Here is a 12,307-nt window from a genome sequence, read left to right on the forward strand (position 1 = left end):
CTTGACCTGACTCCCCTGCCCCCTGAAAATGCCCGACGCTTTTTTGTCTCTCCCCGTTTACTGAAGTAGTGAAATTTCAATGTCCGATTCGTACACCGCTGAATCCGCCGAAGCCTCCGTAACCGCCTTGCACGCCAAAGCCGAATACGAGAACGCCATCAATCTTTCACAGCATGTGCCAGCGGCCAAGATCATCAGCGAAATGGTGCTGGACGCGTTTCACACCTCCAAGGAAAGCGACCAGATCCGCGAGTTGCGCATGGCTATCCGTCAGGCCCATGACGCCTTCGACGATGACAAGGCCTACGATCTGATGGGCCAGCTCAAGCAATTGAAGGACGCCGAGGCTGCCGATAACGCCGCCCTGGAAGACCTGAACAGCAAGTTCTCCATCAGCCGCATCCTGTCCAGCTTCAAGGACGATCCCGAGTTCCAGGAACTGGTCTATGGCCTGGCTCTCAAGGTGTTGAACCAGTCGCACCAGGCCATCAGCAACCCGAGCGCCGGCAAGGGCAAGGCCGCGCGAGTCAAGAAAGAAGCCGAGGTGTTTGTGATCAGCAAGGAGGGCAGCAGCGTCACCCTGCCCCTGCGTACGCCGCGCTCCAAACTCAACGTCGACCGTGAAGCGTTCGAGTTTCTGGGGTTCAACTTTGTCGGTGAGGGTGATGAGGCCGAGCCGGAGGTGGAAAGCTTTGTGGATAATGCCGGTACTGAACAGCCGCTGAGCCGCAAGAACGTGATTGCTGCACTGCAACAGCAGACAGCCTTTGATGGCTACAGCATCGCCCAACAGTAAGCCGTTGGCGGTCGCGCAACAGGACGCGAAGGTGGGAACAGGCTTGCCCGTTCCCACTTTTGTATGTTTTTTCAGCCGCCACCCACGATCTGCGTGGCGAATACCTGGCGAAACCGCTCCATCTCCTGCCGGTTACCCACCGTCACCCGCACCCACTGCGGCCAGTTGCTCCATACCCGCCCCACCAGTACATGCTGTGCAGCCAGCCGCTCGATCACCTGCTCCGCGGGTTGCTTGACGTCGATCATGAAGCAGTTGCTCTGCGACGCCGTGCACCTGAACCCCCGGTCCGCCAACCAAGCGATCGTCTCATCACGCGCTGTGGCATTGAGCGCTTTTCGCTGAGGCAGCAGCTTGACGTCTTCCAGGCTGGCATGGGCACCCAGCAGGCTGGCACCGGCCGGCACATTGTCGCCGCCGAACACCGCCAGTTGCTCCAGCAATGCCGGGTGGCCGATTGCCAGGCCCAGGCGCGCACCGGCCATGCCGTAGATTTTCGAGAAGGTGCGCAGCACCAGCAGGTCGTCGTGGTCCTTGGTCCAACTCACGCAACTGGGGGCATCGCAGAAATCGATATAGGCTTCGTCCACCACCAGCACGCAGCCTTTGGGTTTGTTCGCCAGCGCCTGGCGGATGGCCTCGGTTGGCGTCACAGTGCCCGTCGGGTTGTTGGGGTTGCACAGGTACAGCATGCCGGCCTGGGGATCAGCCACGAGCATGGCCGGTACATCATGGGCATGCCCGGCATCGAGGTTCACCTCGCGCACCGGCGCCTGGTTCGACGCGGCCGCCTGGCGCGGCACTTCGTAGGACGGCGTGGCCATCACCAGGCCACGAGTTGGGCTGGTGAATGCCAACACGGCATAGCGCAGGGCGGCCATGGAACCGGCAAACACCGCCACGCTCTCCTCGGTAATGCCTTGCTGCTGGGCGAACAGCGCAGCCAACGCGTACATGTGCCGGTAAGGATAACGCCCCGATGCCGCACTGCCCCGCTGCATCGCCTCAAGCGCCGCAGTCGACGGCCCGTAGGGGCTTTCGTTGTAGTTCAGCAATACCTTGTCAGAGGTCGCCGGTGCGGCGCTTGCGACTGCCCACTCCAGATGCCCCAGTACGGGCAAGGCCGCGCCCAGGGCGAGAATAGATCGACGACTGACGCTGACCATGGCAACTACTCCTTGTAGACGGACGAGAGATTCGTACGGGTCGTACAGAGAAGTATGACGAGAAAAACGCGGTCTGATTTAGCGCTTTATTGTTGAGCGGCACGCATGTAACACTCGCGATCGCGACGCTGAAAAGCCGCGTGGAAGGCTCTAAATCCACGGTTTCGCAAAAAAGAATGGACGATTATGACTAAATGGAAGTGGTGAGCATTTGATGCACAGACGGGAAAAAACCGAGCACCTGAAGAGCAACATCAGGTACTTGATCAAAAGTCGCGGCGAGACCCAGCTTTCGTTAAGCAGCGCCGCCGGCCTGACCAGGACCACCATCTACAACATCCTGGAAGGCAAGGTCGCCAACGTACAGCAGTCGACCATCCGGAAAATCTCCGACTTCTTCGGCGTCTCCTACGAAGAAATCGAGACGATCAGTTTTGAAGCCAAGGAAATCATCGAGAGCAATGTTTCTCCCCTGGGCAACATGAACCCGGCGGCGGTGCCGGTGCTCAAGGAAAGCCAGGTCATGCAGCACCTGGGTAAGCGTATCGGTGAACTGTCCACGCTGTTCCCGCTGACTTACTACTTCGGCATGTCCTGCAACTTGATTGGCGTACTGCTGGAACACGCCATTGCCGGCCTCAATGAGCCAGGCGATCTGCTGATCGTGCAAAAAGGCGCGTGCAGCGACGACAAGGAAAAGCTGGTGTACGACCGCACCACCAAAAAACTCTTCATTACCCTCGAACCCTGCGCGAACTCAGATCGCCTGTGTGTCATCGGCGATATCCTCGAGGAGCGTTTCAATGACCATGCTTGAAGCACCGGTTGAAAACAGCAAATACAAGCTGCTGGGGTTCGAAAATGACAAACGCCTGGCGGTGATCATGGTGATTGCCACGGGCAAGGTCATCAGGATCAAGCTCAGTGAAGTGCTCAACAGCGAAATGATGGACAACTTCAACAGGATGGAAATCAAGAACCTCTACAAGAAGTTCTATTCACAAGGCGGTGCACTCACGGCCTACGACATGAACGACCGCAATGAAAACTCATGGATGATCTACATCATCCTGAATCTGCTGCTGTTCACGTTCTATATCTTTACCAGTATCGCCGCGACCAAACCGATCTACCTGGAATCGATGGGCATCATTGTGACGCCGGGCACGTTCCTGTATCCCCTGACCTTTCTGATCGTGGACCTGCTGAACGAAAACTTCGGGCTGCGCCTGGCGCGCAGGGCGATTCTGTTTGCGTTTGCCAGCAACGCGATGATCATCATCCTGCTCTACGGCTCGACCTTTCTGCCAGGGCTGCCGGGCTGGAAACTGGACGGACCGTACAACGACGTGATCCTGCAAGTCTCGTCGGTGCTGATCGCCTCGTCGGTGTCGTTCCTGGTGTCGGAGAACATCAACTCTTATCTGCTGTGCAAAATCAAGGAACTGACCAACTCCAGATACCTGTATCTGCGAATTTTCCTCAGTACGTTCTTTGCGGTCATTATCGACAGCGTCCTGTTCTGCTTTATCGCCTTCTATGGCGTCATGCAGACCAGCGATATCTTGAGCATGATCTATGTGCAGATCGCGATTAAAGTCGGCTTTGCGTTTTTCAATATCCTGCCGGCCTATGGGGCCCGGTCGTTGTTCAAGCGCTATCTGACCAGTGCATGAAACTCACTGGTTCACCGCTATCTCTGTGGGAGGGGGCTTGCCCCCGATGAGGCAGTGTCAGTCAGTGCATTTTTAACTGACACACCGCCATCGGGGGCAAGCCCCCTCCCACATTTGGATCTCACTTGGCTCTTGATCGAGTTATTTCAACTGTAACTTGTGCTTGAGGCTCTGCATGACATCCGCTTTATTCTGCAGATACTCATTCAACCCCCGGGCGCGCAGGTTGCATGCATCGCAGTTGCCGCAGCCAGTGCCCATGACGCCGTTGTAGCAGGTCAGCGTCTGCTCGCGTACCAGCTCAAGCTGCCCGTGGTAATCGGCCAGGGCCCAGGTCTCGGCCTTGTTCAGCCACATCAGCGGGGTATCGAGGCGTACGTCGTATTCCATGCCCAGCTTGAGGGCCTGGTTCAGCGCCTTGACGAACTCGTCGCGGCAATCCGGGTAACCCGAGAAATCGGTTTCGCACACGCCGGTGATCACGCTCTCGGCCTTCACTTGATAGGCGTAGATCGCGGCCAGGGTCAGGAACAGGATGTTACGCCCCGGCACGAAAGTGCTCGGCAGGCTTTCACCTGAGCTGTTAACGGTGGGCACGGGGATGTTGTCACGCGTGAGGCTGCTGATCGCCAGCTCATTGAGCAGGGACACATCCATCACTTTGTGCACGGTGGCGCCCAACTGCTTGGCCAAGGTGCGGGCCACTTCGATCTCCGCCACATGGCGCTGGCCATAATCGAAGGTGATGCAGTGCACTTCGTCATACTGCTTCAATGCCTGGATCAGGCAGGTGGTCGAGTCCTGCCCGCCACTGAAGACCATAACGGCTTTTTTACTCATTGCTTTGCTTCCTGCATTCGAAGAATTTGGGTGTAGGAGCGAGGCGGGCGGCTAGCCCTTGCTCGCGAAAAACGTCAACGATAACGCAGCGTATCCGGTTTGGCGCAGCGCTCAATAAAAAACCCCGCGCTTCTTGCGAAGGCGGGGCCTTTACTGCTCGGACCACTCAGTGCGCGTAGGTCAGCAGCAGCTCTTTCGGCACTTGGAAATCCAGGGACATCATCACGCTGAGCGCGGTGATGGTGAAGATCGAGAACACGAACAGCTTGCGCGCCCAGACGGTGTCATCCACCGCTTTGTAGCCGGTCCAGGCCATGTACAACCAGTACATGCCCATGGCCGCGGCGACGGCGAGGTAGCTCATGCCGGCGTAGCCACTGAAGGTCAACATCAATGTCGCCACGAGGAAGGCCAGGATGTAGAGCAGGATGTGTTTCTTGGCCACCTGGATGCCACGCTTGACCGGCAGAACCGGAATCGACGCAGCCAGGTAGTCATTGAAGCGGAAAATCGCGATGGCGTAGGAATGCGGCATCTGCCACAGGCTGAACATCACCAGCAGCACCAGCGCGGCCATGTCGAAGCTATTGGTTACAGCCACATAACCAATCACCGGCGGCATCGCCCCCGACAGACTCCCCACCAGCGTGCCGTGCACCGACTTGCGCTTGAGGTAGAGGCTGTAGAGGCCGACGTAGATGACAAAGCCGATCACGGCAAACAGCGCCGCCAGCGGGTTGGCCACCTTGTACAACAACACCACGCCCGCAACACCCAGGACGGTCGCGAAGATCAGTGCCAGTTTCAGGGAGATAAGACCCTGGACCAGCACGCGATTCTTGGTGCGTTCCATCTTGATGTCGATGTCACGGTCGATGCAGTTGTTGAACACGCATCCGGAAGCTACCACCAGGGAGGTGCCGATCATCGCCGCCAGGAAGATGGCCAGATCGACATGTCCCTTGGAGGCCAGGAAGAAACCGCCCGCCACAGAAAGCACGTTACCGAAAATGATCCCCGGTTTGGTGATTTGGATAAAGTGCTTAAGCGACATCGGGTCTTACCTCACTTCGCCATCATGTAGGTGTGGATGCTGAACATGATCCACAGCGACAGACCAACCAGCAGAACGATCACCAGGCCTGCAAACACGAACGCAATCACGTTCTCGCGCTGCTCTTTGGAACGATCCAGGTGCAGGAAGTACACCAGGTGAACCAGGACCTGAATCACCGCGAACGCCAGGACGATCATCAAGGTGATCGACTTCGGCAGGGTTGGGTACATCACCAGGCCGAACGGGATCAGGGTCAGGATGACCGACAGGATGAAGCCGATGGCGTAAGACTTTACGCTGCCGTGGCTTGAATCGTGGCTGTCATGGGAGTGTGCATTAGCCATTACAGAGTCCCCATCAAGTAAACGACGGTGAATACGCAGATCCAGACCACGTCCAGGAAGTGCCAGAACAGGCTCAGGCAGCTCAGGCGGGTCTTGTTGGTGTTGGTCAGGCCGTGCTTATTGACCTGATACATCATCACCGCCATCCACAGCAGGCCGGCGGATACGTGCAGACCGTGAGTGCCGACCAGCGTGAAGAACGCCGACAGGAAACCGGAACGGTGCGGGCCGTAGCCTTCGGAGATCAGCAGGTGGAACTCGTTGATCTCCATGCCGATGAAGCCAAGGCCGAACAGGAAGGTCAGGCCCAGCCAGCTCAGTACGCCTTTCTTGTTGCCCTTGTAGAAGGCCAACATGGCGAAGCCGTAGGTGATCGAACTGAACAACAGCAAGGCGGTTTCGCCGAGCACGTACGGCAGTTCGAAGATGTCGTGGCCCGACGGGCCACCCGCTACGTTGTTTACCAGTACCGCGTACACCGCGAAGATCGACGCAAACAAGATGCAGTCGGTCATCAGGTAGAGCCAGAAACCGTAGACGGTTATTGGCCCCGAGTCGTGGTGATGGTCATCGTGCCCATGGTCATCGACATGGGCGTGTCCAGCATTGGTCACTAAGTTCGACATGGTTTAAGCCTGTTCCAACGAGGTTTCTACACGGTTGGCCGGGATTTTCTTCTCGGCTACCAGGCGAGCGTGCTGCTCGGCTTCGATGCGTTCGATCGTTTCGACCGGCACCATGTAGCCTTGATCATCACGGGCAGCGTGAATGATGAAGTAACCGATGGTGCCTACCAGGCCCACGATTGCCAGCCACCAGATGTGCCAGATCATCGCGAAACCGAACACGGTCAACAGCGCACCCATCACCACGCCAGTGGCGGTGTTGTTTGGCATGTGGATCGGCTCGTAGTGCTTGGGTTGCTGGTACGCAGTACCGTCTTCCTTGGCTTCGGTGAACGCATCGATGGTGTTCGCAGTAGGGATCACGGCGAAGTTGTAGAACGGTGGTGGCGACGAGGTCGACCATTCCAGGGTGTGGCCGTTCCATGGGTCGCCGGACTCGCACATGTTCTGCTTGCGGTCACGCACGCTGACGTACAGTTGGATCAACTGGCAGGCGATGCCCACGGCGATCATGATTGCACCGAACATGGCGACGTACAGGTACGGCACCCACTCAGGGTTGGTAGTGGCGTTCAGACGACGGGTCATGCCCATGAAGCCCAGTGCATAGAGCGGCATGAACGCGACGAAGAAGCCCGAGATCCAGAACCAGAATGCAGCCTTGCCCCAGCCTTCGTGCAGCTTGAAGCCGAACGCTTTCGGGAAGTAGAAGCTGAAACCTGCGATGTAGCCGAATACCGCGCCGCCGATGATCACGTTGTGGAAGTGAGCGATCACGAACAGGCTGTTGTGCAGGACGAAGTCAGCACCCGGGATGGCCAGCAGTACGCCGGTCATGCCGCCGATGGCGAAGGTCACCATGAAGCCCAGGGTCCACAGGACCTGGCTGGTCATGCGCAGACGACCGTGGTAGATGGTGAACAGCCAGTTGAACAGCTTCACCCCCGTCGGGATCGAAATCAGCATCGTCGCCAGGCCGAAGAAGGCGTTGACGCTGGCCCCCGAACCCATGGTGAAGAAGTGGTGCAGCCACACCATGAAGCCCAGTACCGAGATGGCGCCCGATGCATAGACCATCGAGTGGTGACCGAACAGGCGCTTGCCGGTAAAGGTCGAGATCACTTCGGAGAAGATACCGAACGCCGGCAGGATCAGGATGTACACCTCAGGGTGACCCCACGCCCAGAACAGGTTCACGTACATCATTGGATTGCCACCAAGTTCATTGGTGAAAATGTGGAAATCCAGGTAACGGTCAAGCGACAGCAGCGCCATGGTAGCGGCCAGGATCGGGAACGAAGCCACGATCAGCACGTTTGCCCAGGTGCAGGTCCAGGTGAAGATCGGCATGTCCATCAGTTTCATGCCGGGGGCGCGCATCTTCAGGACGGTGGCCAGGAAGTTGACCCCCGTCAATGTCGTCCCGAGTCCTGATAACTGCAGGGCCCAGATGTAGTAGTCCACACCCACGCCCGGGCTGTATTGCAGGCCCGACAATGGCGGATACGCAACCCAACCGGTCTTGGCGAATTCGCCGACGCCCAGGGACACGTTGATCAGTACCACGCCCGACACCAGCAGCCAGAAGCTCAGGGAGTTCAGGAACGGGTAGGCAACGTCACGCGCACCGATCTGCAGCGGCAAGGCAAGGTTCATCAGGCCGGTGAAGAAAGGCATCGCCATGAAGATGATCATGATCACACCGTGGGCGGTGAAGATCTGGTCATAGTGCTCAGGTGGCAGGTAGCCAGGCGAACCCTCGGTGGCCATGGCCAACTGGGTACGCATCATGATGGCGTCGGCAAAACCACGCAGCAGCATGACCATGGCCACGATGACGTACATGACGCCGATTTTCTTGTGGTCGACCGACGTCAGCCATTCGGTCCACAGGTAGGTCCACTTCTTGAAGTAAGTGATACCTGCAAACAGTGCCAGACCACCCAGCGCGATCATGGCGATGGTAATCATCACAATCGGCTCGTGGAATGGGACCGCGTCCCAACTTAATTTACCAAACATCGTTTACTCCTCTGCCCCAGCAGTTGAATGCGCGCCTGTGTCAGAACCTTCAACCACGGCCACTTCTTTCTTCTCGTGCTTGACCGGCTTGCCTGGCTTCATACCTTCGTACTTGTCGACGATTTTCTGAAACAGGTTCGGTTCAAACGCGGAGTACAGCGCGACAGGGTTGTTCTGGCTTGGTTTGGTCAGGGCGTCGTATTCAGCTTGATCAAGCTGTTTAGGTGCGGCCTTGACTTCGGCTACCCAGGCGTCAAATTCTTCCTGGCTCGTCGAGATCGCTTTGAATTTCATGCCGGTGAAGCCAGCGCCGCTGTAGTTGGCGGAGATGCCTTCCATTTCAGCTTTCTGGTTGGCGATCAGGTGCAGCTTGGTCTGCATGCCTGCCATCGCGTAGATCTGGCCGCCCAGGGCTGGGATGAAGAACGAGTTCATCACGGCGTCGGAGGTGATCTTGAAGTTCAGCGGAGTGTGTTCCGGGAACCGGATCTGGTTCACAGTGGCGATACCCAGGTCCGGGTAGATGAACAGCCACTTCCAGTCCAGCGCGACCACTTCGATGTTGATCGGCTTGACGTCCGATTCCAGCGGACGGTACGGGTCCAGCGCGTGGGTGGACTTGTAGGTCACATAACCCAGGGCAATGATGATGAGGATCGGGACCAGCCACACCGCGATTTCGATCTTGGTGGAGTGCGACCACTTCGGCGCGTAGGTGGCGCTGGTGTTGGACGCGCGGTATTTCCAGGCGAAGGCGAAGGTCATGATGATCACAGGGACCACGACCAGCAGCATCAGCAGGGTGGCGGTGATGATCAGGTTTCGTTCATCCAGACCGACCTGTCCTTTTGGGTCGAGCAAGGTCCACTTGCAGCCTCCCAGCATTAACATCATGCCAAGCAGCGGCAAAAAGCCTAGTAATCGGGGGTACCTGTTTTTACTCATCTCACGACCTCTAAAGCAGCTTGCGCAATGCAGTTGGGTTTTGATCGCCAACACTTCACCCTGCCAAGGGTTGGCATTTCTCTTCGATTGAATAAGAGCCTGCCCGCCACGTCATAGCTGTACGTTTCACGGACCTGCGGTGAGTTCTTATTCGATTTCGTGGCTAAAGGCCTTGTTACAGACCAATTCCATTTGGTGCGGATAGTTGAAAGGCTGCCGGAACCTGGGATCGCACAGAGCCTTCCATCTGCTCCTCGACCGCTCCAATGCTCAAATATTGAACAGCACCGGACATTCAGTGCGGGCGATTGTAGTTAGCTAGCGATGTATAAACCATGTCTGATAAAGAAATAATTTTTATCGATTACAGCAATAATCCTTCACCATTCTTGCAATGGTTCGCGATCTTATCGCGTTCAATTCTCAACAAAAACCACAAAAATTGCTGGGCTATTGGGCAGATTGCCACTCCCCTTACAACCTGTAAGGGCATGGTAAACGCAGTAAAGTCCCCATAAAACAAGGCATTTACTCACCCCGCGCGTGCCGAACCCTTGAGCGTTTCGCGGCGCCGTTCAAACCCCGAACTGACAGCACAGTTTGCGCACCAGATGCAAATCCAGAGGCCGGTCCGGACGGTTACGACCCTCCTGCGACAGCCTCCGTGTGACAACATGTCGCACGCTGCGCGCCGCTTTTGTTGCCACTCGTCACAGCTCTTTCACAAATCCCTGCGAACAAAAACGCCCCGGCCTGCACTCAAGCAGACCGGGGCGTTTCGTGAGCGGGCTCAGGCTTTGGGGTGGCGATTACGATAGATGCACAGGGGCACCAGGATCACGGTCAGCACGAACGCCACCAATGCCCATTGCGCCAGGGACAGGCCGAGGATCGGCGGATAGGGCGTGCTGCAGAAGCCGTCGACCTGAAAGCCCAGGGGAAACACTTTGGCCAGGGGCAGGTCATCGACGATCGGCTGCAGCACATCGATGCCGCAACTGACCTGAGGGAAGAACTGGGTATACACATGGTGACCGGCAGCCGCCACACCGCCCAGGGCGCTGAGCACCACCAGCCCTTCAAAGAGCGTGACGGCCCCTTTGGTGCGCATCGCGGCGCCGATGAACGCAAAGAACGCGATCAACAGCAAGGCGTAGCGTTGCAGGATGCACAGTGGGCACGGCGCTTCGCCCAACACCACCTGCATGTACAGCGCGCCGCCGATCAGCGCCAGGCAGATGATGCCCAGCAACACCAGAAAGCGCCGCTCCCTGCCCAAACGCATTTCGTCACTCATCTCCGGTTTCCTTTGTTTGTTTGCCTGATGGCAACAAGTTTACACACAGGCACCCGTTAAAACAGAGAAGGGTTAACGCCGGATTAATCGAGAAAAATGCAGAGCTAATGTGGGAGGGGGCTTGCTCCCGATGCGATGTATCAGCGAAAGACAAGCTGACTGACCCACCGCTATCGGGGGCAAGCCCCCTCCCACATTGGACAGCATGGCTGCTGAGGGATTATTCCAGCGCCGCAGCGGGGCCGAAGAACTCGTAGCGCGCCTGTTTCTCAGGTACACCCAGCGCCTTCAGATGCCGCTTGATCGCAGCCATGAAGCCTTTAGGCCCCAGGAAGTACGCATCGATGTCGCGCTGCTCGGGCAACCACGCCGCCAGTTGATCCTGGCTCAGCAGGCCGACCTTGTCCGCCGCCGGGCTCACGCCGTCGTCCTCGGCATAGCAGTAGAAGCGCTTGAGTTGCGGGTGCCTGGCCGCCAGCGTATCCACCCAGTCACGGAACGCGTGCACGCCGCCGTTACGCGCGCAGTGGATAAAGTGCACCGGGCGCTGGGTGGCCAGGGCCGCTTCGAGCATCGGCAGGGTTGGCGTAATGCCCACCCCGCCGCTGATCAGTACCAGCGGCTTATCGCTGGCGGCCAGGGTGAACTCGCCCGCCGGCGGGAACAGGTCGATGGTCGCGCCGACGTGCAGTTGGTCATGCAGGTAGTTGGATACCCGCCCACCGGCTTCGCGCTTGACGCTGATGCGATACAGGCCCGCATCACTCAAGGCCGACAGGGAATAGTTGCGACGCACTTCCTCGCCATCGAGCACCAGTTTCATGCCGATGTACTGGCCAGGGGCAGCGTTGAGAATCGGGCCGTGGTCCACCGGGGCGAAGTAGAACGAGATGATCTCGTCGCTCTCCTCCACACGCTTGACCAGCAGGAACGGCCGCGCACCGCGCCAGCCGCCGGGCGCCTGGGCCTTTTCGTCGTAGATAGCCGCTTCGGCGCCGATCAGGATGTCCGCCAACTGGCCGTACGCCGCGCCCCAGGCACTCATCACCTCAGGGGTGGCTATCTCGCTGCCCAGCACCTCGGAAATAGCCCGCAGCAGGCACGCACCGACGATCGGGTAGTGCTCCGGCAGGATCTGCAAGGCCACGTGCTTGTTGATGATCCTGGCCACCAGGTCGCCCAGTTGGTCCAACTGGTCGATATGCCGCGCGTACATCAATACGCCATTGGCCAGTGCGCGGGACTGGTCGCCGCTGGCCTGGTGGGCCTGATTGAACAGTGGGCGAACTTGCGGGTATTCCGACAGCATCATCCGGTAGAAATGGGTAATCAGCGCTTCGCCGCCGCTTTCCAGCAGGGGCACGGTGGATTTGACGATGGCACGGTCTTGGGCACTCAGCATGGCAGACTCCTGGGTCTTTTTACTCATTACCCTTAGGTAGTCAGTATTCATGCCAACAAATAAAACGTTATTTTTCATAGAGTTAAATATTATGTAGTCAGTATGACCTCCTACAACTTATAGTCATAAGGACTAC

General features: G+C 57.7%; 12 protein-coding genes and 1 pseudogene. 4 read left to right on the forward strand and 9 right to left on the reverse strand.

All coding sequences use genetic code 11. From position 1 onward, the window contains the following. Nucleotides 1-79 precede the first annotated feature (79 nt). Complete coding sequence (locus PspCFBP13528_RS23425; protein ID WP_065951221.1) at nt 80-796, forward strand: hypothetical protein; 717 nt, start codon at nt 80-82, stop codon at nt 794-796. Nucleotides 797-867: 71 nt separating this feature from the next. On the opposite strand, the gene PspCFBP13528_RS23430 is transcribed toward PspCFBP13528_RS23425, so the two are convergent. Further along, the gene (locus PspCFBP13528_RS23430) at nt 868-1,962 is read right to left on the reverse strand and encodes a pyridoxal phosphate-dependent aminotransferase (RefSeq protein ID WP_101219676.1); all 1,095 of its coding nucleotides are present in this window, start codon (nt 1,960-1,962) and stop codon (nt 868-870) included. Nucleotides 1,963-2,176: 214 nt separating this feature from the next. On the opposite strand from PspCFBP13528_RS23430, the gene PspCFBP13528_RS23435 reads away from it, so the two are divergent. Further along, nucleotides 2,177-2,779: a helix-turn-helix transcriptional regulator gene (locus PspCFBP13528_RS23435; RefSeq protein ID WP_137201630.1), complete on the forward strand. Its 603-nt coding sequence runs from the start codon at nt 2,177-2,179 to the stop codon at nt 2,777-2,779. Continuing rightward, on the forward strand, nt 2,766-3,638 hold the full coding sequence (locus tag PspCFBP13528_RS23440) for a queuosine precursor transporter (RefSeq protein ID WP_065951218.1): 873 nt from the start codon (nt 2,766-2,768) through the stop codon (nt 3,636-3,638). The genes PspCFBP13528_RS23435 and PspCFBP13528_RS23440 overlap by 14 nt, the downstream gene beginning before the upstream one ends. A 141-nt stretch (nt 3,639-3,779) precedes the next feature. Here the strand turns inward: PspCFBP13528_RS23440 and queC are convergent, their stop codons facing one another. From queC to cyoA, 6 genes are all read right to left on the reverse strand, one after another. Continuing rightward, nucleotides 3,780-4,478 (reverse strand): 7-cyano-7-deazaguanine synthase QueC, encoded by a 699-nt coding sequence (gene queC, locus PspCFBP13528_RS23445; protein WP_065951217.1) that lies wholly within the window; start codon nt 4,476-4,478, stop codon nt 3,780-3,782. A gap of 166 nt (nt 4,479-4,644) precedes the next feature. After that, on the reverse strand, nt 4,645-5,532 hold the full coding sequence (gene cyoE, locus PspCFBP13528_RS23450) for a heme o synthase (protein WP_003176002.1): 888 nt from the start codon (nt 5,530-5,532) through the stop codon (nt 4,645-4,647). Between the two features lie 11 nt (nt 5,533-5,543). After that, nucleotides 5,544-5,879: a cytochrome o ubiquinol oxidase subunit IV gene (gene cyoD, locus PspCFBP13528_RS23455; RefSeq protein WP_003194051.1), complete on the reverse strand. Its 336-nt coding sequence runs from the start codon at nt 5,877-5,879 to the stop codon at nt 5,544-5,546. Then, nucleotides 5,879-6,505 (reverse strand): cytochrome o ubiquinol oxidase subunit III, encoded by a 627-nt coding sequence (locus PspCFBP13528_RS23460; protein WP_003194052.1) that lies wholly within the window; start codon nt 6,503-6,505, stop codon nt 5,879-5,881. The genes cyoD and PspCFBP13528_RS23460 overlap by 1 nt, the downstream gene beginning before the upstream one ends. 3 nt (nt 6,506-6,508) lie before the next feature. Beyond that, nucleotides 6,509-8,527, reverse strand: coding sequence for a cytochrome o ubiquinol oxidase subunit I (cyoB, locus tag PspCFBP13528_RS23465; RefSeq protein WP_065951216.1), 2,019 nt, complete (start codon nt 8,525-8,527; stop codon nt 6,509-6,511). A gap of 3 nt (nt 8,528-8,530) precedes the next feature. Continuing rightward, complete coding sequence (gene cyoA / locus PspCFBP13528_RS23470; protein WP_065885078.1) at nt 8,531-9,472, reverse strand: ubiquinol oxidase subunit II; 942 nt, start codon at nt 9,470-9,472, stop codon at nt 8,531-8,533. A gap of 27 nt (nt 9,473-9,499) precedes the next feature. Here cyoA and PspCFBP13528_RS28115 point away from each other — a divergent pair. After that, nucleotides 9,500-9,790: pseudogene (locus tag PspCFBP13528_RS28115) on the forward strand (hypothetical protein). Between the two features lie 472 nt (nt 9,791-10,262). Here PspCFBP13528_RS28115 and PspCFBP13528_RS23480 read toward each other — a convergent pair. Then, nucleotides 10,263-10,769 carry a disulfide bond formation protein B gene (locus PspCFBP13528_RS23480; protein ID WP_065951214.1) on the reverse strand — a complete coding sequence of 169 codons (507 nt, stop codon included), beginning with the start codon at nt 10,767-10,769 and terminating at the stop codon, nt 10,263-10,265. Between the two features lie 220 nt (nt 10,770-10,989). Then, complete coding sequence (hmpA, locus tag PspCFBP13528_RS23485) at nt 10,990-12,171, reverse strand: NO-inducible flavohemoprotein (RefSeq protein WP_101219674.1); 1,182 nt, start codon at nt 12,169-12,171, stop codon at nt 10,990-10,992. Nucleotides 12,172-12,307: the final 136 nt, after the last annotated feature.

This window comes from Pseudomonas sp. CFBP13528, from assembly GCF_005233615.1.
In the GTDB taxonomy this organism is placed as follows: domain Bacteria; phylum Pseudomonadota; class Gammaproteobacteria; order Pseudomonadales; family Pseudomonadaceae; genus Aquipseudomonas; species Aquipseudomonas fluorescens_AM.

Coding starts and splice junctions, on each gene's coding strand:
- PspCFBP13528_RS23425 (WP_065951221.1), top strand. CDS start 80: ATGTCCGATTCGTACACCGCTGAATCCGCCGAAGCCTCCGTAACCGCC.
- PspCFBP13528_RS23430 (WP_101219676.1), bottom strand. CDS start 1,962: ATGGTCAGCGTCAGTCGTCGATCTATTCTCGCCCTGGGCGCGGCCTTG.
- PspCFBP13528_RS23435 (WP_137201630.1), top strand. CDS start 2,177: ATGCACAGACGGGAAAAAACCGAGCACCTGAAGAGCAACATCAGGTAC.
- PspCFBP13528_RS23440 (WP_065951218.1), top strand. CDS start 2,766: ATGACCATGCTTGAAGCACCGGTTGAAAACAGCAAATACAAGCTGCTG.
- queC (WP_065951217.1), bottom strand. CDS start 4,478: ATGAGTAAAAAAGCCGTTATGGTCTTCAGTGGCGGGCAGGACTCGACC.
- cyoE (WP_003176002.1), bottom strand. CDS start 5,532: ATGTCGCTTAAGCACTTTATCCAAATCACCAAACCGGGGATCATTTTC.
- cyoD (WP_003194051.1), bottom strand. CDS start 5,879: ATGGCTAATGCACACTCCCATGACAGCCACGATTCAAGCCACGGCAGC.
- PspCFBP13528_RS23460 (WP_003194052.1), bottom strand. CDS start 6,505: ATGTCGAACTTAGTGACCAATGCTGGACACGCCCATGTCGATGACCAT.
- cyoB (WP_065951216.1), bottom strand. CDS start 8,527: ATGTTTGGTAAATTAAGTTGGGACGCGGTCCCATTCCACGAGCCGATT.
- cyoA (WP_065885078.1), bottom strand. CDS start 9,472: ATGAGTAAAAACAGGTACCCCCGATTACTAGGCTTTTTGCCGCTGCTT.
- PspCFBP13528_RS23480 (WP_065951214.1), bottom strand. CDS start 10,769: ATGAGTGACGAAATGCGTTTGGGCAGGGAGCGGCGCTTTCTGGTGTTG.
- hmpA (WP_101219674.1), bottom strand. CDS start 12,171: ATGCTGAGTGCCCAAGACCGTGCCATCGTCAAATCCACCGTGCCCCTG.